Origin of the sequence: Streptomyces phaeofaciens (genome assembly GCF_014648915.1) — a bacterium.
In the GTDB taxonomy this organism is placed as follows: domain Bacteria; phylum Actinomycetota; class Actinomycetes; order Streptomycetales; family Streptomycetaceae; genus Streptomyces; species Streptomyces phaeofaciens.
Genome location: NZ_BMSA01000009.1, coordinates 175,955 through 197,491, shown reverse-complemented (window position 1 = coordinate 197,491; position 21,537 = coordinate 175,955). Strand labels below are relative to the sequence as shown.

General features: G+C 71.6%; 14 protein-coding genes. 6 read left to right on the top strand and 8 right to left on the bottom strand.

Annotation, left to right across the window (positions count from 1 at the left end):
* Nucleotides 1-52: 52 nt before the first annotated feature.
* The 4 genes from IE275_RS17485 to IE275_RS17470 all read right to left on the bottom strand — a co-directional run bounded on the left by IE275_RS17485 (nt 53) and on the right by IE275_RS17470 (nt 5,521).
* A complete protein-coding gene (locus IE275_RS17485; protein ID WP_189712241.1) occupies nt 53-2,383 on the bottom strand; it encodes a hypothetical protein in 2,331 nt (776 codons plus the stop codon).
* A complete protein-coding gene (locus IE275_RS17480; RefSeq protein ID WP_189712240.1) occupies nt 2,380-3,183 on the bottom strand; it encodes a hypothetical protein in 804 nt (267 codons plus the stop codon). Before IE275_RS17480 ends, IE275_RS17485 begins: the two co-directional genes overlap by 4 nt.
* Nucleotides 3,184-3,273: 90 nt before the next feature.
* The gene (locus tag IE275_RS17475) at nt 3,274-3,981 is read right to left on the bottom strand and encodes a Crp/Fnr family transcriptional regulator (RefSeq protein WP_189712239.1); all 708 of its coding nucleotides are present in this window, start codon (nt 3,979-3,981) and stop codon (nt 3,274-3,276) included.
* A gap of 211 nt (nt 3,982-4,192) precedes the next feature.
* A complete protein-coding gene (locus tag IE275_RS17470) occupies nt 4,193-5,521 on the bottom strand; it encodes an L-fuconate dehydratase (protein WP_189712328.1) in 1,329 nt (442 codons plus the stop codon).
* A 602-nt stretch (nt 5,522-6,123) separates the two neighbouring features.
* Between IE275_RS17470 and IE275_RS17465 the strand changes: the two genes are divergently transcribed.
* The 3 genes from IE275_RS17465 (at nt 6,124) to IE275_RS17455 (ending at nt 9,986) form a co-directional block, all read left to right on the top strand.
* A complete protein-coding gene (locus IE275_RS17465; protein WP_189712238.1) occupies nt 6,124-7,176 on the top strand; it encodes a sugar ABC transporter substrate-binding protein in 1,053 nt (350 codons plus the stop codon).
* 135 nt (nt 7,177-7,311) lie between these two features.
* Entirely contained in the window at nt 7,312-8,943 is a 1,632-nt protein-coding gene (locus tag IE275_RS17460) for a sugar ABC transporter ATP-binding protein (protein ID WP_189712237.1), read from the top strand.
* A gap of 2 nt (nt 8,944-8,945) precedes the next feature.
* Nucleotides 8,946-9,986: an ABC transporter permease gene (locus IE275_RS17455; protein ID WP_189712236.1), complete on the top strand. Its 1,041-nt coding sequence runs from the start codon at nt 8,946-8,948 to the stop codon at nt 9,984-9,986.
* A gap of 111 nt (nt 9,987-10,097) precedes the next feature.
* Here IE275_RS17455 and IE275_RS17450 read toward each other — a convergent pair whose 3' ends face one another.
* From IE275_RS17450 to IE275_RS17435, 4 genes are read right to left on the bottom strand one after another with little or no spacing between them, the layout of a single operon-like run.
* Nucleotides 10,098-12,077, bottom strand: a complete 1,980-nt coding sequence (locus IE275_RS17450) for a glycoside hydrolase family 127 protein (protein ID WP_229870314.1) — start codon at nt 12,075-12,077, stop codon at nt 10,098-10,100.
* Between the two features lie 60 nt (nt 12,078-12,137).
* Entirely contained in the window at nt 12,138-12,959 is an 822-nt protein-coding gene (locus tag IE275_RS17445) for a carbohydrate ABC transporter permease (RefSeq protein WP_189712326.1), read from the bottom strand.
* 29 nt (nt 12,960-12,988) lie between these two features.
* Nucleotides 12,989-13,951: a carbohydrate ABC transporter permease gene (locus IE275_RS17440; RefSeq protein WP_189712235.1), complete on the bottom strand. Its 963-nt coding sequence runs from the start codon at nt 13,949-13,951 to the stop codon at nt 12,989-12,991.
* A 31-nt stretch (nt 13,952-13,982) separates the two neighbouring features.
* The gene (locus IE275_RS17435) at nt 13,983-15,299 is read right to left on the bottom strand and encodes an ABC transporter substrate-binding protein (RefSeq protein WP_189712234.1); all 1,317 of its coding nucleotides are present in this window, start codon (nt 15,297-15,299) and stop codon (nt 13,983-13,985) included.
* A gap of 219 nt (nt 15,300-15,518) precedes the next feature.
* On the opposite strand from IE275_RS17435, the gene IE275_RS17430 reads away from it, so the two are divergent.
* The 3 genes from IE275_RS17430 (at nt 15,519) to IE275_RS17420 (ending at nt 21,516) form a co-directional block, all read left to right on the top strand.
* Nucleotides 15,519-16,547, top strand: a complete 1,029-nt coding sequence (locus IE275_RS17430) for a LacI family DNA-binding transcriptional regulator (RefSeq protein WP_189712233.1) — start codon at nt 15,519-15,521, stop codon at nt 16,545-16,547.
* 185 nt (nt 16,548-16,732) lie between these two features.
* Complete coding sequence (locus IE275_RS17425; protein ID WP_189712232.1) at nt 16,733-20,026, top strand: discoidin domain-containing protein; 3,294 nt, start codon at nt 16,733-16,735, stop codon at nt 20,024-20,026.
* Nucleotides 20,023-21,516: a family 43 glycosylhydrolase gene (locus IE275_RS17420; RefSeq protein ID WP_189712231.1), complete on the top strand. Its 1,494-nt coding sequence runs from the start codon at nt 20,023-20,025 to the stop codon at nt 21,514-21,516. The genes IE275_RS17425 and IE275_RS17420 overlap by 4 nt, the downstream gene beginning before the upstream one ends.
* Nucleotides 21,517-21,537 lie beyond the last annotated feature (21 nt).

The following is a 21,537-nucleotide window of genomic DNA, read 5'->3' as shown; positions in this document are numbered from 1 at the left end:
GGCCGCGACTCACCGGCCGGACGCGTCCGGCCGGCGGATCACGGCCGGCGCATCACGGCCGGCGGATCACGGTCGGGTGCCCGGCCGCTGGGGCCGGCGGCCGCTCGGGGATCGCCTCTCGCAGCCGTCGTACGGTGGCCGGGGTCAGGGACTCGTCGGGGTCGCGCTCCAGTCGGCGCACCAGGTTCCGCAGCCGTTCGGCGTCCGCCACGGAGGTCACCAGGCGGGGCAGGAAGCCGCAGATCGGGTCCAGCAGCCGTGGCTCGGCCTCCGCCCGGCGGATCCACTCGCTCAGGGAGATCTCCAGTTCCTCCCGCCACCGGGCGGTGTCCAGGCCGCACCACACCAGGTCCGCCATCATCCGGGTGTTCTCCGGGCGTACGGTGAGCAGCGCGGCGATCAGCGGCCAGTTCCCGTGGCGCTGGAGTCCCGGGGCGTCCTCCAGGTTCCACAGGTGCGAGGCGCGCTGCCAGACCATCCGGTCCACGGTGAACAGGGCCAGGTTGCGGCGGTTCTGCCGGCGGTCGCCCATCCAGGCGCCCAGGCGCCGCAGCACCGTGCCCGGTTCGGCGCCGGCGAGCAGGCGGGCCACGCTGAAGGAGGCCCCGGACAGCAGGTCCAACTCCTCCCGTTCCTCCCGGCCGGCCAGCCGGCCCAGTGCGTCCAGGCTGTCGGAGACCGAGGGTTCCACGGTGCCGAAGCCGTGGACCAGGGCGGCCGTGACGGACTCGGCCTCGCCGCCGATCCGCGCCCACCCGCGGACCAGATCCCGTACGACCGGGCGCACCCCCTCGTCCAGGGCCGCGGCGTGGGCGAGCGCGGTGGCGGCCGCCATCCGCTGCTGGACGGAGTCGGAGAAGGCCATCGGGTGCAGGACGTCCTCCAGGACGAACGAGAAGTCGCGGGTGCACAGCGTGCCGGCCGTGATGGCCGCCGGGATCCACACCATCGGCCGGTCGTCGTCGCACTGGACCCGCAGCCAACGGCACAGCGGGCCACGGGCGTTGTGGTATTCGTCCCACACGTGGGAGAGGACGGCCCAGGACAGGGCGCGGCCCTGGAGCCGCACCTTGCGGGCGGCCAGTGCCCGCTCGTCGAACGTCACGTCGCCGGTGAACAGTTCGGCTCGGGCGGCCGCGAGCCGGGCCAGGAGGTGGTCGTTGAACAGCGCCCGCCCCGGTACCCGTTCGGGGTGCGTGGTCTGGGCGAACTCCCAGGCCAGCTGTTCCGCCGCCTCGGCGGCCACGCTGTAGGGGGAGCCGTTGTACACGGAGACGGCCGTACGGAACGCCGCCTGCCGGAGCGCCGGCGCGGGGGCGTCGCGGTGGCGGGGCACGGCCCGGCCGGTGGTGTCGAACCATGCCTGGGCCTGCTGGTGGGAGAACAGCCTCAGTTCGGCGAGCAGTTCGTCCTCGGGGGTCTCGCCGCCGAGGTGGGCGACGAGCAGCCCGGCGAGGGTGCGCACCTCGTGCGGCCGGAGTCGGTCGAGGCCCATGGCCTTCACCACGTCCGGGCGCCGGGCCAGGGCCAGTGCCTGCTCCAGCCGGTCGTTCTCCGAGTGGCCCAGCAGGGCGACGAGGTGTCTGCGCAGCATGCCGTCGGCCGAGGCGGGCCGGCCCAGGCGGCCGTACCGTCCACGCAGCAGCTCGTCGGCGAAGCCGCCGACGCCGACGACGAGGACGGCGTACGCGTCCCGTCCGTCCAGCAGACGACTGAGCCGGTCCAGATGGATCTCGGCGGGGCGTTCGGCGGGCCTGCGCCACTCCTCGTCGTCCCCTCGCCCGCCCCGGACGCGCCGCTCGACCGGCACCGGCTCGTCACCGGTGATCTCGATGCAGTAGCCGTGCCCCTCCTGGAGGTCCGACGCGGTGATCCGGTCCAGTTCGGTGCTCGCGTCGATCCGTTCGACGCGGCCGCGGGTCACCTCGTCGAGCAGGGAGAGGGTGGTGTAGCCGCGCCCGGTGCCCGGGTCGCCGCACAACGCGAGCAGCCGCTGCCGCTCCAGCAGCGTCTTCAGGTCGAGGTAGCCGGGCGGGGGCTCGAAGACCAGCCGCAGACGCCGTAGTTCGTCCCTGGGCACGGCGCCGGAGATCAGACGGGGAAGGCTCTCCCGGGTTCCGTGGTAGTGGTGGTGGTCGCCCAGGTGCACATCGCCCTGGCTGCCGTCGACGATCGCGTTGCGCCCGTGGACGCCGACGAAGTTGGCCCGTGCCTGCCGTACGGCGTCGTGCGCGCCGGCCTCCCTGCGGTCGCCCAGCGGACCGGCGCGCCCCGCACCCGGCCTGCCGTCGGCCGCCGAGGTCTGCGGACCTCCCCCGGCCGGACCTCCGTCGGCCCGACCGCCGCCGGCCGCCGGGCCGCCGCCCTTGCCCGCCTCGGTCATCCGCGCCCGCCCCCTCGGGCGCCGCCCTCGTCCTCGCGGGGGAGGCGGACGCCGACGATGTCGCCGTGGACCTCGGCTCCGTCGACGACCTGGTTGGGGCCGCCGTTGACGGTGATCCAGTACTTCGTGGGCGTGGCCCGCGGGGCGGGCCGCGGTGCGGGCCGCTCGCCGTCCTCCGGCACGGCCGCCACCACACGGCGTACCGCCGGCTCCGGCAGTGGCGGCTCGCTGCGGCGGGGCACGTGGAACCAGGCGGTCTCGTCGGTCTCCTTGAGCCGTACCTGACGCGGCCGGTAGTGCTCCGGCTCCACGAACCTGCCGCCCTCGGCGACGACCGTGCGGTAGAGGTGGTCGGAGACCACGAAGACCAGGTCCACGTCGTCGGCGGCGGCGAGGACCGCCCTGGCCGGTTCGCTGTCGCAGAGCCGGCAGGTCAGATCGACCGCCCGGCCGACCAGTCCGCGGCCGTCGTCGGTCACCGGGCCCGCGTGCATCGCGACCCGGAGCCGCAGCGGGTCGCGCAGTCCGGCGTTGTGCTCGCGCAACCCCTGGTGCACCTCTTCGAGCCACAGTCCCACCAGGGCCGTGGGCGGCACCTCCGGCGCCACCGCGGCCAGCAGCCCGTCGCCCCGGTCCTCCAGGTGCAGTTGGCCACCCGTCACGCCCACCGCGTCGAAGGCGAGCCCGAAGATGTCGTACATGCCGGCGCGCGAGCGGAGCCTGGCCCGCCGGCCCTGTCTTCCCGAGTCCTTGATGTCGGCGCTCACCACCATGCGGTGCACGGCCTCACGACTGCTCATTCTTCCCCCCTGAGAATCCCTGAGAATCCGAAGAATCACGGCCCGGCACGGACAGGATGAGCCCGGTCCGCCCCGGCCGTCTGTAGCCGTTTACACAGTCGGCCGGCCCGGCTCGGATCCTTCCCCGGCCAGCAGCCGCAGCGGCTCCAGTTCCACGACGGCGATCTGCCGGGTGGCCGTGCGGACGATGCCCCGCTCGCGCAGCAGCCGCAGCGCCTTGGCGACCGCCTCCCGGGTCGAGCCCACGGAGGCCGCGAGATCGTGCTGGGGCAGCGGCAGGTCGACGGTGACACTGCCGTCGGCGGCGCGGCGCCCGGTCCGCACGGCCAGTTCCAGGAGCCGGGCGGCAAGCCGTTGCAGGACGTTCTCCGAGGCCAGGGAGCGGCGTTCGCCGTCGGCGCTGCGCAGCCGCGAACCGAGCTGCCGGAACGCCAGCGCGCTGACGGCGGGGCTGGCGGCGAGAAAGCCGCGGAACCGGTCACCGGGGATCACCACGGCGTCCACGTCACCGAGGGCCGTCACCGTGGCGCTGCGCGGGCGGCGGTCCATCGCGGCGAGTTCACCGACGAGTTCACCGGCTCCGCGCAACGCGAGGATCAGCCGGCTGCCGCGCTCGGTCGACACGGACACCGTCGCCCAGCCGCCGAGGAGTGCGACGACGTACGACGTGGTGGCGTTCTCGGACAGCAGTACCTCGCCGGTCCGGTAGCCGCGCGGGACGCCCAGCGCCAGCAGCGCGGCCCGGTCCCGGGGCCGTAACGCGTCGAGAAGCGGCTGCTCCTGCTCGATGAGACTCACCCAGACCGCTCCCGGACCGGCACCGACGAGGACACGACGGCCGCGCCCGCGGCTCTGGCAGGCACACGCCAACGCCATCGTCGCAGCCGATCGCCGATCGCGCACCAGCCCCGCGCGCCGCACACCGGGCACAGAGCACCGGGGGCCGGGGGCCGGCTCGGCCCGGACGGCGGGACTGTCGGCCGGGGGCGACGGCTGGGGGCGACGGCGCCTACTGCCGTCCGGCGAGGTCGGCGGCCCAGAACGTGCCGTCCGGGTAGCGGTACTCGGCGATGGACGCGGGGTGCATGGTGGCGGAGAAGCCGGGGGTGAGCGGGGCCGTGTAGTGGCCGTCGCGGATCACCACGGGCGCGGTGAAGTGCTCGTGAAGATGGTCGACGTACTCGATGACCCGGTCCTCGGTGGTGCCGGACAGGGCCAGGTAGTCGAACATCGACAGGTGCTGGACCAGCTCGCACAGGCCCACGCCGCCGGCGTGCGGGCACACCGGCACGCCGAACTTGGCGGCGAGCAGCAGGATGGCGAGGTTCTCGTTGACGCCGCCGACCCGGGCCGCGTCGATCTGGAGGACGTCGAGGGCGCCGGCCTGGAGCAACTGCTTGAAGACCACGCGGTTCTGGACGTGTTCACCGGTGGCGACCTTCACCGGCGCCACTCCCTCGCGGACGGCGGCGTGGCCGAGGATGTCGTCGGGGCTGGTCGGCTCCTCGATCCAGTACGGGTTCAGGCCGGCGAGCGCCCGGGTCCACTCGATCGCCTCGCCCACGTTCCAGCGCTGGTTGGCGTCGACGGCGATACGGACGCGCTCGCCGACGGCCGCGCGGGCGGTGCGCATACGGCGGAGGTCGTCGTCGAGGTCGGCCCCGACCTTGAGCTTGATCTGGGTGAAGCCGTCGGCGACGGCCTGCTTGGCGAGCCGGGTGAGCTTCTCGTCGGAGTAGCCGAGCCAGCCCGGCGAGGTGGTGTAGCCGGGGTAGCCGCGCTCCAGCAGTGCCGCCTCCCGCTCGGCCAGACCGCGTCGCCCCTCGCGCAGCAGGCCGAGCGCCTCCTCGGGGGTGAGGGCGTCGGCGAGGTAGCGGAAGTCGACCTGGGAGACCAGCCATACGGGATCGGCGTGGGCGAGCAGCCGCCACAGCGGCTGTCCGGCCCGCTTGGCGGCCAGGTCCCACGCGGCGTTGACCACCGCGCCGATCGCCATGTGCATCACGCCCTTCTCGGGCCCGAGCCAGCGCAGTTGACTGTCCCCGACGAGGTCGCGGCTGAGCGAGGCCGGGTCGGCGCACAGCTCGGCCACGTTCCGGCCCAGGAGATGCGGCCGCAGGGCGGCGATCGCGGCGACCTGGACGTCGTTGCCGCGCCCGATGGTGAAGGTGAAGCCGTGCCCTTCGAGTCCGTCGGAGGAGTCGGTGCGCAGCACCACATAGGCGGCGGAGTAGTCGGGGTCCGGGTTCATCGCGTCGGAACCGTCCAGCTCCCGCGAGGTGGGGAAGCGGATGTCGTGGGTGTCCACCGCGACGATCCGAGCGGGAGGCGCGGTCAGAGGGCTGGTCGAAGGGGTGGTCAAGGAGGACGCCTTTCGCAGCTCGGCACTCATTCATCGGAGGAATGGCAGCACAGCGACTGTAGGGGCCCTTCGATGTCATGACAACGCATTCCTCGGATGTATTCGATCGAGGTGGTGAATCGACGCAGGCCAGGGGCGCAATATGCGCCGAATGGACCACTTGGGGCCACACGAGCACGCCGCACCCTCCGATGAATCAGGCGACAGAGGGGCATCCTGCGACCCCGGACACCCCACTCCTCCGCACACCGCCCGGACCGCCGGGGGACGACGATCGCGGCCACCCGTCAACTCCCGTTCAGGCAGTCCTGTTCAGGCCGAGCACCCTCCTCCGATTCCGTGCGAACGGACCCCTTGTCAACGCCGATGACACCGTCGTAACGTCCTCGACGTCCGAGATACATCGGAGGAATCACCGGCCTTCGGTGCGCTCCCTCCTTCTCTTCCCTCAGCTCCCCTCTCTCCGTCTCCTCCCTCTTCCGCTCCTCCCTCCCCACCTCCGCCCCCCCTCCCTTCGCTCTCCCTCTCTGCCGTCGCCCCGCACGGTTCCCAGCCCTGGCTAAGGAGAGAACCCGGCCATGAAGCTCGCTCGTACCCGCTCCACCGCCCTCGCAGCCGGCGCCGCCCTCGCGGCCTTCGTCCTCCTCACCGCGTGCAACCGCGACAGCGGAGGATCCGGCGGCTCGGCCGGCGACGGCCCGGCCGTCGGCATCGACCTGCCACGCTCCGACTCCGACTTCTGGAACTCCTACGCCGAGTACCTGCGCAAGGACATCAAGTCCGAGGGCGTCAACGCGCTGCCGCTGAGCAACTCGCAGAACGACATCACCAAGCTGGTCGCCAATGTGCAGGTCTTCCAGAACACGGGCGCCAAGGCCGTCGTCATGGCCCCGCAGGACACCGGCGCGATCGCTTCCACCCTCGATACCCTCGCCTCGAAGAAGATCCCCGTGGTGAGCGTCGACACCCGGCCCGACAAGGGCGACGTCTACATGGTCGTCCGCGCGGACAACCGGGCGTACGGCACCAAGGCCTGCGAGTTCCTCGGCGAGCAGCTCGGCGGTGAGGGCAAGGTCGCCGAACTCCAGGGCGCCCTGGACTCCATCAACGGACGGGACCGCTCCGAGGCCTTCGCGGAGTGCATGAAGACGAAGTTCCCGAAGATCGAGGTGTTCGAGCTGCCCACCGACTGGAAGGGCGACGTGGCCTCCGCCAAGCTCCAGAGCCTGCTCGCCCAGCACCCCGATCTGAACGGCATCTACATGCAGGCGGGCGGCGTCTTCCTCCAGCCGACCCTCGCCCTGCTGGAGCAGAAGGGCCTGCTCAAGCCGGCCGGCCAGAAGGGGCACATCTCGATCATCTCCAACGACGGCATCCCGCAGGAGTTCGAGGCGATCCGCAAGGGCCAGATCGACGCGACCGTCTCCCAGCCCGCCGACCTCTACGCCAAGTACGCGCTGTACTACGCGAAGGCCGCGGCCGAGGGCAAGACCTTCGAGCCGGGCGGGACGGACCACGACTCCACGATCATCAAGATCCCGAACGGCCTCGAGGACCAGCTTCCGGCACCGCTCGTGACCAAGGAGAACGTGGACGACAAGACGCTGTGGGGCAACTCCGTCGGCCAGTGACCGGCCGACGGCCCCGCCCGTCCCCGCCTCCCCACCTCCCGCCTCCGCTTTCCCACCTCCCGCCCCCTCTCCCGCGCATCCCGCTTCTCCCGCGCATCCCGCTTCTCCCGCGTCTCCCCACGAAGGACGGTATCCATGACGGACACCGCGACCGCTCCGGCACCCGGCGGCGGCCCCGCGCCGGTGGCCGAGGCCATCGGTGTCGGCAAGAGGTTCGGCGCCACCGTCGCGCTGCGCGACGCCCGGATCGCCGTCGCCGCGGGCGAGGCGCACGCCCTGGTGGGCCGCAACGGAGCCGGCAAGTCGACGCTCGTGTCCCTGCTGACCGGGCTCCAGCGCCCCGACACCGGCGGTCTGCGCTTCTCCGGCGAACCGGCGCCCGCCTTCGGCGACATCGACGCCTGGCGATCCCGGGTGGCCTGTGTCTACCAGCGGTCCACGATCATCCCGGGGCTGACCGTCGCGGAGAACCTCTTCCTGAACCGGCAGAGCGCCGGCCCGCTCCGGCCCATCCGCTGGCGGCAGTTGCGGCGACGGGCCGAGGAACTCCTCGGCGAGTACGGCGTGGACGTCGACCCCGCCGCGCGGGCCGGTGAACTCACCGTGGAGCAGCGGCAGTTCGTGGAGATCGCGCGAGCGCTGTCGTTCGGCGCACGCTTCATCGTGCTGGACGAGCCGACCGCGAAGCTCGATGCCCGAGGCATCGCCCGGCTCTTCGACAAGCTCCGCGACCTTCGGCGGCAGGGCGTCGCCTTCCTCTTCATCTCGCACCACCTCCAGGAGGTGTACGACCTCTGCACCACGGTCACGGTGTACCGCGACGCGACGCACATCCTGACCGCTCCCGTCGCCGAGGTCGGCCACCAGGCGCTGGTGGAGGCGATGACCGGGGAGACCGCCACCGCGACGGACGCTCCCGCCGCCGGTCCGCCGGCCGCCGGGGCCACCGGTCTCCCCACGGCGCGGGCCGGTGACCCGGCGCCGACCGCGCCCGGCACCCTGCTGACGATCGAGGACCTCACCCTCCCCGGCGCCTGCCGCGACCTGTCGCTGGCGGTGCGCGCCGGTGAGGTGGTGGGGCTGGCGGGAGCGGCGGCCAGCGGTCATGTGCGGGTCGGGGAGGCCGTGGCCGGTCTGCATCGTGCCGAGGCGGGCCGGATCACGGTCGACGGCCGGGCCGTCCGCACGGGCAGCGTGCCGTCGGCGCTGGCCGCCGGGGTCGGTCTGGTCCCGGAGGACCGGCATCTGCAGGGCCTGGTCCACCACCGCAGCGTGGCGGAGAACGCGACGCTCACCGTGACCGGCCAGCTGGGCCCGTTCGGCACGGTGCTGCCCGCGCGGACCAGGGTCTTCGCCCAGCGCATGATCCGGGACCTCGACATCAAGACGCCGGGGGCGGCCACCTTGGTGTCGGCCCTGTCCGGCGGCAATCAGCAGAAGGTCGTCGTCGCCCGGGCGCTGGCCACCGACCCGCGTGTGCTGGTCGCCGTCCGGCCCACCAACGGGGTGGACGTGCGGTCCAAGGAGTTCCTGCTGCGCCGTATCCGCCAGGTCGCGGACGGCGGGAAGGCCGCGCTGATCGTCTCCGACGAGCTGGACGATCTCAGGGTGTGCGACCGGGTCGTCGTCATGTTCCACGGGCGCGTGGTCGCCGAGTTCGACCGGGGCTGGCGGGACGAGCAGGTGGTCGCCGCCGTCGAGGGCGTGGCCGGCCGGGCACCGACGTCCGCCACCGGAGTGTCCGACACCGCAGAGCACGGAAGGTAGTCATGTCCGCCACCACAGATGTCACCGACCCCACGGCGAACGTGGCGCGGAAGGACGCCGAGGGGACCCGGCGCGGGCTCGATCTCGGCCGCTTCCGTGAACTGTCCCTGATCCCCGCCATCCTGGTGCTGGGGCTGATCGGGTTCATCGTCTCGCCGGCCTTCCTGACCGGCGACAACCTGATCGGGGTCGCCCAGCAGTCCACGGAGCTGAGTCTGCTGGTCCTGGCCACCGCGCTGATCCTGATCTGCGGGCGGATGGACCTCTCCCTGGAGTCCACGATCGGCGTGGCCCCGGTCGTCGCGGTGTGGCTGGTCCTGCCCACCAGTGGCGCGCGGTTCACCGGCCTCGGGCTGCTGCCCGAGTGGACGGCCGTGCCGCTCTGTCTGCTGGTGGGCGTGGTGATCGGGGCCGTCAACGGGTTCCTGATCCTGAAGCTGCGCCTCAACGGCTTCATCGTGACCCTCGGCATGCTCACCATGCTCCGCGGTCTCCAGGTCGCCCTGTCCGAGGGCCAGTCCATCGTCGAACTGCCTTCCTCCTTCACCTACTTGGGCAAGGCGTCGTGGTGGGGGGCGCCCGCGGCGATCTGGATCTGCGTGGTGCTGTTCGCGCTGGGCAGCGCGGCCCTGGCCTGGCTGCGGCACGGCCGGGCGCTGTACGCGATCGGCGGCAACGCGGAGGCGGCCCGTACCGCGGGCATCCGGGTCGACCGGATCGTGTGGGTGGTGCTGATCCTCGGCAGCCTGCTGGCCGCGTTCGCCGGGATCCTGTACAGCGGTCACTACGGCTCGATCTCTGCGACCCAGGGCAGCGGCTGGATCTTCCAGGTGTTCGCGGCGACCGTCATCGGCGGCGTCAGCCTCAACGGCGGCAAGGGGTCCGTGTTCGGCGCGCTGACCGGTGTGCTGACGCTCCAGCTGGTCGTCAATGTGATGACGCTGGCGGGTGTGCCGCCGTTGTGGAACCAGTTCCTGAACGGCGCGATCATCATCGTCGCGCTGATCATCTCGCGGTTCGCGTCGGGCGAGAAGCAGGAGTAGCGGCACGGTCACGGCCGTCCACCGTCCCGGCGTGTTCACCGCTTCGGCCGCCCCCTTGTCCAAGGGGGCGCCGCGTCGTACGTCGCGGCCCCTCGTCCAAGGGGGCGCGCCTCATACGTCGCCCTCGGCACCCAATCGGAGCGGGTGGCTCGCCGGTCGCTCCGCCGGGAGCCACACCCGCATCGTCGAGGGTCCGCGGTTCGCCCAGGAGTGGTACGGGACCAGGACGATCCCCCGGCGCTCGGCGGCCGGCGGACCGGCGGGGGTGTCGAGCGGGTGGTACGGCCAGGGCGCGTCGGGCCGGTCGCCGTAGGCGGTGGCCTCGCCCGCGACCACGACGGTGCCGTCGGGCCCGTCCTGCGGCGGGGCGGACGGGTCCACCCGGATCGTGTCGACGTCGTGGCCGTCCGGGAGGTCCACGGACTCCGCGCAGTACACCAGCGGTCCGCGCTGGACGGCCAGCGTGCCGCGTACCGCGTCGACGCGGGGGTCGGGCACGGTCCAGCGCGGGGCGACGGGCAGTTCGAGGCGGATCTCGTCGCCGGGCCGGAAGGCCCGGGTGACCTGGGCCGTGCCGGGGCCGACGGGGCGGCGGGCGCCGTCCGGGCCGATCAGCCAGGCGGTGGCGCCGGCCGTCCACGCGGGGACCCGCAGCGACAGGGTCCACGGCCGGCCCGGGACTGCCCGCTCGACGCGCACGGCCACCTCGCCGCCGTACGGACAGTCGGTACGGACCCGTAGCGCGACGGGGTGGCCGTCCGCGAGGGTGGTGGTGATCTCCGCGTCGGCGTACTGGTGCAGCTGGATGCCGTGGTCGTCGGCGGTGGCGAGGTGGGCGGGCAGCTGGGCGAGGGTGCGGGCCACGTTGGTGGGGCAGCAGGACACCGCGAACCACGGGGCGCGCAGGCCGGATTCGGCGCGCAGGGTCACGGCGTCCGCCGCCGGCACGGTGCCGCGCCGCCGCCGGTGCAGGGTGTTGGCGTAGAAGAAGGACCGGCCGTCCTCGGACGGGGAGGTGGCGACCACGTTGAACAGGGTCCGCTCCGCCAGGTCGGCGAACCGGGCCTCGCCGGTGGCCAGCAGCAGCCGCCAGGCGAGCTGGACGGAGGCGACGCCCGCGCAGGTCTCCGAGTAGGCGCGGTCGGGCGGCAGCACGAAGTCGTCGCCGAAGGACTCGTCGCGGTGGTGGGAACCCATGCCGCCGGTGAGATGGGTGCGGCGGGCGACAGCGGCCTCCCACTGCCGTACGACGGCGGCGAGGAGGTCGTCGTCGCCGCTCTCCACGGCCACGTCGACGGCGCCGGCCGCGAGGTAGAGGGCACGGACGGCGTGGCCGCGCAGCACACCGGCCCGACGGACGGGCAGGTCGTCCTGGTGGTAGGCGCGGCCGAACTCGCCTTCGGGGAGGGTGCCGTGGCCTCGGCGTTCGACGAACAGCGCGGCCTGGTCGAGGTAGCGCCCCTCCCCTGTCAGCCGGGCCAGTTCGACGAGGGCGGTCTCGATCTCGGGGTGTCCGCAGACGCCTTGGTCGCCGTCCGGTCCGAAGGTGGCGCACACGTGGTCGGCGGCCCGTCGGGCGACCTTCGTCAGCTCGCCCTCGCCGCGGGCGCGGGCCTGGGCCACGCCCGCCTGGATCAGATGGCCGTGGCAGTAGAGCTCGTGGCCCCAGGCGAGGTCGGTGTAGCGGGGCTGCTGGCCCGGGCGGCCGAAGGCAGTGTTCAGATAGCCGTCGGGTTCCTGGGCGGCGGCGACGGTCTCGGTGAGCGCGGCGAGGTCCGCGTCGTGCGCGGTGTCGCCGCTGCCTGCCTGCCAGGCCATGGCTTCGAGGAGCTTGTACAGCTCGGAGTCGGCGAACTCCCGGCCGCGCCGGTCCCGCCCGAGGCGGCCCTCGGCGGCGGCGCGGAAGTTGCCGGTCCAGCCGGCGCGTTCCATCCAGTCACGGCAGTGGTCGAGTGTGGCGGTCGCGTTGACCTGTCGGCGCCGGGCCCAGAAGCCTCCGGTGATCCTGACCTCGTCGAGGCCGAGCGGCCGCAGCCGGCCCCGGCTCGGCGCCACCGGCAGGACGGTCGAGCGCGCCGTGTTCCCTGTCACCGGTTCATGCCTTCGGTACGTCCCTTCGGTTGTCCGTGGAGGTCCGGGGCCCGGGGTGGCTCAGCCCTTGAGCGCGCCCGACATGAAGCCCCGTACGTAGTGCCGCTGGAGGAGCAGGAAGAGGAGCAGGCAGGGCACGGCGAGAACCACCACGCCCGCCTCGGTGGCCCCGTAGTCGACGGCTCCCATGCTCTGCTGCCGCAGGTTGGCGACGGCCAGCGGCAGGGGCGCCTTCGCGCTGTCGGAGATGAGGATCAGCGGGGCGATGAAGTCGTTCCATGCGGCGAGGAAGGCGAACAGGCCGACCGTGATCAGGCCGGGCCGGACCGCGGGAAGGAGGATCCGGCGCAGCGCGCCCGCGGTGCCGCAGCCGTCGACGAGCGCCGACTCCTCCAGTTCGCGGGGTACGGCCTCGAAGGAGATCCGCATCATGAAGGTGGCGAACGGCAGTTGGAACATGGCCAGGACGAGGCTCAGTCCGATCAGCGAGTTCTGGAGGTGGAGCCGGCCGAGCAGCACGTAGAGCGGGATGAGGAGGGTGGCGTACGGCACCATGAGGATGGCCAGGGTCAGCAGGAACAGCAGGTTCTTGCCGGGGAACTCGAAGCGGGCGAAGGCGTAGCCGCCGAGCAGGGACACCGCGAGGGTGAGCGCGACGGTGAGCGCCGAGACGAGGGTGCTGTTCAGGAGGTAGCGCCACAGGCCGGCGTCGTAGTCGAGGAGGGTGCGGTAGTTGCCGAGGCCGTAGCCGGTTTCCTGGGCGGTGCCGGGCTGCGCGCTGACCGAGGCCCAGGCGTTCCACACCAGCGGGAACAGGAAGATGACGGCCAGTCCGCCGGCGGCGACGTAGTGGGGCGTCCGGCCGAGGGCGCGGGTGAGCACCGTGGTGTCCCTTCGCGGTGGGGTGCGGGTCATGACTCGTCGGCGCGGCGCAGGCCGCGGAACTGGAGGACGTTGAGCAGGAGCAGCGCGCCCAGTACGAGGATCGACAGGGCGGCGGCGGTGCCGAGGTCCAGCCGCTGGAACGCCTCGCGGTAGATCAGCTGCACGACGGTGACGGTGCTGTTGTCGGGTCCGCCCTTGGTGAGGACGAAGAACTGGTCGAAGGCGAGCAGTGAGCCGGTCACGCAGAGCAGCAGGGAGAGGGCGAGCGAGGGCCGCAGCAGTGGCAGGGTGATCCGGCGGAAGATCTGGGCGCGGCTCGCGCCGTCCGTCCGGGCCGCCTCGTACACCTCGTGGGGGATGCGCTGGAGGCCCACGAGGAGGATGAGCATGTAGAAGCCGGCGAACTTCCAGACGACCAGGAAGACCGTCGAGAGCAGGGCGGAGGTCGGGGTGCCGAGGAAGGACACCGGTTCGTCGGCCAGGCCGAGCCTTGCCGGGGTACGGCCGAGCGGGCCGGTGGTGGGGCTGTAGAGGCCCCAGAAGAGCAGGGAGGCGGAGGCCAGGCCCAGGGCTCCGGGCAGGAAGTAGACCGTGCGGAAGAAGCCGGCTCCGGGGCGCGACTCCTGGACGAGCAGGGCGAGCAGCAGCGCCAGGCCGAGGAGGGCGACCGTGACGATCGCGGTGTAGAGGAGGGTGAAGCGGACGGCGGGCCAGAAGAGGGTGCCGTCGACGGCGTCGGTGTAGTTCTCGGGGGCGTTTCCGCCCTGGTCTCCGGCGAGCAGCGGCCAGTCGCTGAGCGACATCCGGCCGACGAGCAGCAGCGGCCACAGGAAGAGGACGGTGACGAAGACGGCCGTGGGGGCGGCGTAGCCGAGGCCCTGGACCTTGCGGGACCACCGGCGGGGCGGGGCGGCGCGCTGCGGGCGGACCCGGTGCCGCAGCCGGCCCGGACGCGCGGCCGCAGGCGGCTCGGCTGCCTTCACCTGCATGGCTCTCCTCTGCCGTGGGGCCGGTGACCGGTCAGTCGGCCAGCGAGGCGCTGACCGCGTTGTTGTCCTTGTCCACGGAGTCCCCGTCACCGAACACGGCGTCGCGCATCAGTGCCAGCCAGGGCCCGTTGGGGTCGTTGAAGGTCTGCCCGAACTTCAGCGCGTACGGGGTGCGGCCGTCCGCCACGAGCCGGTTGACGGCGACCAGGCGCGGATCGGCCTCGGAGTACTTGTTGGCGGCGAGGTCGGTGCGCGCCACCACGTCCCTGTGCGCGGCGACGACGTCGATCTGGGCCTTGTCGCCCAGGGACCAGGCGAGGAAGTTCCAGGCCTGGTCGGCGGACCCGCTGGTGGCGGAGATGCCGATGGCGTCGCCGCCGACGAAGGTGGATCTGCCGCCGTCGGGGCCGGGGATGGGCGCAACGCCGAGGTCGAGGTCCTTCGGCATCAGCCCGAGCGTGGTCGACGGCATGGGCATGACCCCGACCTTGCCCTTGGGGAACACGCCCGTCCAGGTCGTGCCGGTCTCGTCGCGGGCGCCGGGGGCCACGATGCCGTCCGCCACCCAGCCCCGGTAGGTCGCGTAGACCCGTTTCGCGGTGGCGGAGTCGAGCAGTGCCTCGGTGCCGTCCTCGTTCATGACGTCCTCGCCGGCCGCCCAGATGGACGGCCACCAGGTGAAGACGCCGCAGCCGCCGCAGTTGCCGCCGAAGAAGGTGCCATCGACGCCCGCGCCCAGCGCGTCCACGGCCCGCGCCTGCTCGTCCCACTCGGCGAGGGTGGTGGGCGGCTTCTCCGGATCGAGCTTCGCCTTGCGGTACAGGTCCTTGTTGTAGAAGAGCACCGACAGGTCGAGGGTGTGCGGTACGACGTACTTCCTGCCCTCGTAGGTGCCGGCCTTGATGTGCGACTGGGCCAGGTCCGCGGCGAAGGGCAGGGCGTCGACGCGGTCGGTGAGGTCGGCGAAGAGCCGGCTGGTGGTGTAGTTCGGGACGAACACCACGTCGGAGGCGAACAGGTCGGGCAGGTCGTGGGAGCCGGCGGCCGCGCCGACCTTGGCCTGGTAGTCGTCGGTGGGGACGACCGTCAGCTCGATCTTGTTGCGGTGGCTCGCGTTGTACGCCTTGACCAGGGCCTCGCTCTGCGGGCGGGTCGCCGCACGGGTCCACATCGTCAGTTCGGTGCCGTCGTCGACGCCGTTCGGGTCTCCCGCCGCGCCGCCTCCGCCGCCGCCCGGGTCACCGTCCCCCGACCCGCAGGCCGTGGCCAGGCTCGCGGCGGCGAGGAGCGCTACGGCGCCGGTGACGAGCCGGTGTACGCGTCCACGTGGTCCGGTGGTGCTCCTCATGACGATCCCCCCTGTGCGACGAACTTGTCCGACGTGCTCTGGGGCAGAAACGAACCGAAAAGGCTTTCTGAAAAGTAGGACTCGCCTGATGGCTCGTCAATCCCCTTGCACATGAACGGATCCGCCCTTCAGCCGAAACCCGTGGAACCGCTCACGCCACCTCTCCGCCGAAACTTCTCGCGTACGGTTTACGCACCCGGCGCGTGACAGGAGAACCTCATGGCACAGCCCCTCGGCCCCGCTCGTTCGCATCCGGCCACGCTCGGCGACGTCGCCCGGCTGGCCGGCGTCTCCATCGCCACCGCGTCCAAGGCGCTCAACGGCCGCAGCCAGGTGCGCGCCGAGACCCGGCAGCGGGTGATCGAGGCGGCCGAGCGGCTGGCGTTCCGGCCCAACCAGCTGGCGCGGGGCCTGCTGTCCGGCCAGACCGGCACGGTCGGCCTGCTCACCAGCGACCTGGAGGGCCGGTTCAGCATCCCGATCCTGATGGGCGCCGAGGACGCCTTCGGCGCGGGCGAGGTCGCGGTCTTCCTGTGCGACGCCCGCGGCGACGCGATCCGCGAGCAGCATCATGTCCGGGCGCTGCTCGGGCGCCGGGTGGACGGCCTCATCGTGGTCGGCAGCCGGACCGACCCCCGCCCCTCCCTCGGCCGTGAGCTGCCGGTTCCCGTCGTCTACGCGTACGCGCCGTCGGAGGATCCCGAGGATCTGTCGATCGTGCCCGACAGCGTGGACGCCGGCCGGATCGCGGTGGACCATCTGCTGGCCTGCGGCCGGACCCGGATCGCGCACATCACCGGCGACCCCGGGTACCTCGCGGCGCGGGAGCGGGCCCAGGGGGCGGCGGCCGCGCTGGCCGACGCCGGTCTCGACCCGGTCGGCGCACCACGGTTCGGCGCCTGGTCGGAGGGGTGGGGGCGGGCGGCCACCGCGCTGCTGCTCGACCGGCACCCGGACGTGGACGCCGTGCTGTGCGGCAGCGACCAGATCGCCCGCGGCGTCATGGACATGCTGCGCGAGCGCGGCCACCGGGTGCCGGAGGACGTGGCGGTCATGGGCTTCGACAACTGGCAGGTGCTGACCACCGCCTCCCGTCCGCCGCTCACCAGCGTCGACATGAACCTGGAACAGGTCGGCCGGGCGGCCGCGCACGCCCTGTTCACCGCGATCTCCGGAGCCCGTCGCTCGGGGATCGAGACCGTGCGCGGCCGTGTGGTGCTCAGGGGTTCCACGGCGCCTCAGTCCTGAGGCGCGCCGTGCTGTCCACGGATTCCGCAGCACGGCTGTCCTGATCCGACCGTCCCCGAACTCCGGCCCCACGACTCTCCCTTGACACCTCATCAGCTCGCTCCTACGTTGCGAAAACCTTTCAGGTCGTTTTCCGCACTCCTCGGACCATGAACGCATGTCGTCGTCTGGACAGGGAGCAGCCGATGAGAAGACCGCACGTCCTCCTGCCACGGCTCCGGCGTTCGAGATGCCTTCTCGTCGCCCTGGTGCTCAGCGTCTGTTCCGTCCTCACCGCCGCCCCGGCGGCCCGGGCCGCGCAGACCATCGGGCTGCCGACCTTCACCGGGCCCGCGGTCCCGGCTCCGCCCGTCGCCTACACACCGGGCGACATGATGCGCGGCATCTACGACGCGGAGAGCTCGGGAACCGACTTCTGGATGGACCGGCTGCTGGCCCGCTCCGGCGACGATCCGGCGGGCCCCTGGCTGATGAGCCGGGGCCGGGCGCTCTTCATGAAGACCCACAACCCGGCGGTGCTCGGCTTCGGCGGCAACGCCGCCTACTGGGAGGGCATCGGCAACAACAGCGCCTACACGGTGGCGGTCACCCCGGGCACCCTCACCGAGCAGGTCTCCCAGCGGTGGCAGGCGCCCAGCCACTGGAGGAGCGTCCACACGGGCGGCCCGGTCACGGTCACCCAGACCAAGTTCATCACCGAGAACAACGTGGCCGTCACCAACCTGTCGATCAAGAACAACGGCGGCGCCGCCACCACACTCCAGCTGCGGGCGACCTCGCCGTACGCCACCACGGGATCGGGCAGCGAGCTCACCGGCCAGGTGAACGCGTACAACAACCTCACCACGATCCGCCCCCGGCTGACCGGGGACGGTTTCACCGCCACCAACGGCGGGCTGAACCGGTCCGTCACCGTCGCCGCCGGCGCCACGGTCACCGCCAAGGTGGTGATGGGCTTCGTCACCGACGAGATCCCCGACTCGCTCACCGAGTACAACGCCTACGCCGGCTACTCGGCCGCCACCGCGTTCGCCACCCACGTCCGGGCCTACAACCTGTGGTGGGCGAAGAACGTGCCCTACATCGACGTACCGGAACCGGCGATCAAGAAGAACGTCTACTACCGCTGGTGGCTGATGCGCTTCAACAACCTCGACGCCGACATCCCCGGGCAGACCTTCCAGTTCCCGACCTCCACCGAGGGCGTCCTCGGCTACAACAACGCGATCGCCCTGACCCAGCCGATGCACATCGACGACCTGAAGTACCTGCGCGATCCGTCCTACGCGTACGGGGACTGGCTGAGCGCCGGCCAGGTCTCCAAGGGCGGACGGTTCCTCGACAACCCGGGCGACCCGGAGAACTGGTCCAACAGCTACACGCAGTACATCGCCGAGGCGGCCTGGCGCAGTTACCAGATCCACGGCGGCCAGCCTTCCGTCGCGGGCAGCCTGGCGCACTACGCCGAGGGGGACGTCAAGGGCCAGCTCGCGTACTACGACCACGACGACAACAAGCTGATCGAGTACGACTGGGGCGCCCTGACCGGCAACGACGCCGACGCCGTCTCCTTCCACTGGAAGCCGGGGAACATGGACCGCGCCGAGTCCGCCTACCAGTACAGCGGGGCGCTCGCCGCGGCCCAGGCCTACGAGGCGGCGGGCAACACGGCCAAGGCCACCGAAATGCGCACGCTGGCCGGCCAGATCAAGGACGCGATCGTCGACGTCCTGTGGAACCCGAACCGCCGGCTGTTCGAGCACCGGCTCAAGTCGACCAATGAGTGGGTGCCCTGGAAGGAGATCAACAACTACTACCCGTTCTCGGTCGGCGCGGTCCCCAACACCGCCACCTACCGGCAGGCGTTGCGTCTGTACGACGACCCGGCCCAGTACCCGGTGTTCCCCTTCTACACGGCCAACCAGGTCGACAAGAAGGCGGCGGCCGACGCGGGCGAGCCCGGTTCGAACAACTTCTCCACGATCAACTCCACCGTCCAGTTCCGGCTGTACTCCTCGGTGCTGCGCAACTACCCCAACTCCTGGATGACCGCGACCGACTACAAGAAGCTGCTCTACTGGAACACCTGGGCGCAGTACGTCGGCGGCAACACCGCCTGGCCGGACGCCAACGAGTTCTGGGCCGACTGGAACGGCAGCGCGATCACCTACCGCTCCTGGATCCACCACAACATCCTCGGCAGCAGCAACTGGACGGTGATCGAGGACGCGGCGGGGCTGCGGCCGCGCAACGACGCGAAGGTGGAACTCTCCCCGATCGACATCGGCTGGAGCCACTTCACGGTCAACAACCTGCGGTACCGCAACGCCGATCTGTCGATCGTCTGGGACGACCCCTCCGACGGCGTGGTGCGCTACCCGGGTGTCCCGGAGGGCTATTCGATCTACGTCGACGGCAGCCGGGCGGCGACCGTGAACTCCCTGGTCCCCTTCACCTGGGACCCGGCCACGGGTGAGGTCACGACGAGCGGCACGGTCTCCTTCCACACGGCCGTCCCCGGTCTCCAGGCACCGAACCAGGTCGTCCAGGACAGCCCCCGGATGACCGACATGCTCGCCAAGGCCGGCGTCGACCTGACCGCCGATCTCACCGATCTCGCCGCCGGGGCGACCGTCTCCGCCTCCTTCACCGGCTCCGGCACCACCACCTCCGGAGCGGTGGACGGCTATCCGACCAACGAGCCGTTCTGGGGCGCGGGCGGCTCCTCGGCCGCGCAGGACTGGTACGAGCTGAACCTCGGCACCGCACGTCAACTCGACGAGGTGCGGCTGTACTTCAAGGACAGCCGTCCGGCGAGCACGACCTACCGGGCGCCTTCCGCCTACACCGTCCAGTACCACAACGGCAGTTCCTGGGTGGACGTGCCGAGCCAGACCAGGAGCCCGGCGGTGCCCAGGGCCAACTACAACCTGGTGAGGTTCCCGGCGGTCACCGCCCAGCGGCTCCGGGTCCTGGCCACCCATGCCTCCGGGGCGAGGACCGGCCTCACCGAGGTCAAGGTGTTCAACCGGGGCGGGGTCCAGCCACCCGGCAACCAGGCGTCCTCCGCGACCGCCTCGGCGTCGTACACCTCGCCCTGGGAGACAGTGACCGCCGTCAACGACGGCATCGACCCGCCCTCCTCCGACGAAACCGTGAACCCGCGCTGGGGCACCTGGCCGGAGACCGGTCAGCAGTGGGCCGAGCTGACCTGGCCGGCCGCGAAGACCCTGAACCGGGCCGAGGTGTACTTCTTCGACGACGACCAGGGCATCGACATGCCGGCGTCCTGGAGACTCCAGTACTGGAACGGCAGTTCCTACGTCGACGTGCCCGGCGCGAGCGGTTACCCACTGGCCAAGAACCAGTACAACACCGTCACCTTCACCGCCACGAGCACCACGCGCCTGCGGGTGCTGCTCACGAGCAACGGCTCGAACTCCGTCGGCCTCCTCGAAGCGAAGGTGTACAGCCCGTGACCCGGTCCAGACACCTTTCCGCGCTTCTCGCCCTGCTCACCCTGGGGGTCGCCTTCCTGGTGGCGCCGCCCGCGTCCGCCGCCGTCACGTTCACCTCGACGGGGGTCAACCAGAACGGCGGCAACTGCCTCGATCTTCCCGGCAGTTCGACGACCGCCGGGGCTCAGCTGCGGGCCTTCGCCTGTTCCTCGGGCGCCAACCAGAACTTCGGTCACACACCGGTGGCCGGGACGAGTGACACGTACACGATCACCACCCGGTCCGGTCAGTGCGTCGACGTCCACGGGGCGTCCACGGCGGACAACGCGGCGGTCGTCCAGTGGCCCTGCCACGGCGCGAGCAACCAGCAGTGGCGGCTCGTCCCCGTGACGGTCTCCGGGACGGACAAGACCTTCAACCTGGTCTCCGTCGGATCCGGCAAGTGCGTGGCGCCGAGCGGGGGTTCGTCCGCGTCGAACACCAACCTCGTGCAGCTGCCGTGCTCGTCCACGGCCGGCAGGGTGTGGCGGCTGCCCGGCTTCACCGCCGGCGGCACGAGCGCCGGCACCTACACCAACCCGCTCTCGCAGCACGGTCCCGACCCCTGGCTGACGTACTACGACGGCTTCTACTACCTGGCCACGACCACCTGGAACTCGACGGTCACCATGCGCAGAGCGAGCACCCTGGCCGGCCTCGCCACCGCCACCGACCAGGTGATCTTCAACCTGACCCGGCCCAACGGGGCCGGCACGATGTGGGCGCCGGAGTTCCATCTGCTCGACGGGCCGAACGGCAAGCGCTGGTACTTCTACTACACGGCCGGGCGGGAGCCGTACGACCTGGGCACCCAGCGGATCCATGTGCTGGAGAGCGCGGGGCTCGACCCGATGGGCCCCTACACCTTCAAGGCCGATCTGCTCGACCCCACCCAGGACAACACCTGGGAGCTGGACCCGAGCGTTCTCCAGCTCGACGGGAAGCTGTACCTGCTCGGCACCTTCTACAACGGCTCCCAGCCGATGTTCATCCGGCCGCTGTCGAACCCGTGGACCGCGAGCGGTACGCGCAGGGTGCTGTCCACGCCGACGTACGCCTGGGAGACGGTGGGCGGCTCGGTCAACGAGGGCGCCGAGGTCCTCCAGCGGAACGGGAAGACCTTCATCGTGTACTCCGCCAGTCACTGCTCCACTCCCGACTACAAGCTGGGGATGCTCACCTACAACGGCGGTGACCCGCTCAGTTCGTCCTCCTGGGTCAAGTCGCCGAACCCGGTGTTCCAGCGCTCCCAGGCGAACGGCGTGTACGGCCCCGGCCACAACGGGTTCTTCACGTCGCCGGACGGGACGGAGAGCTGGATGGTCTACCACGCCAACAGCTCCGCGAGCGGCGGCTGCGACATGAACCGCACCACCCGGGCGCAGAAGTTCACCTGGAACGCCGACGGCACCCCGAACTTCGGCACCCCGGTGGCCCTGGGCGTGCCCCTGACCTCCCCTTCCGGGGAGTAGCGGGCAGCCGTCGGCGGGGCA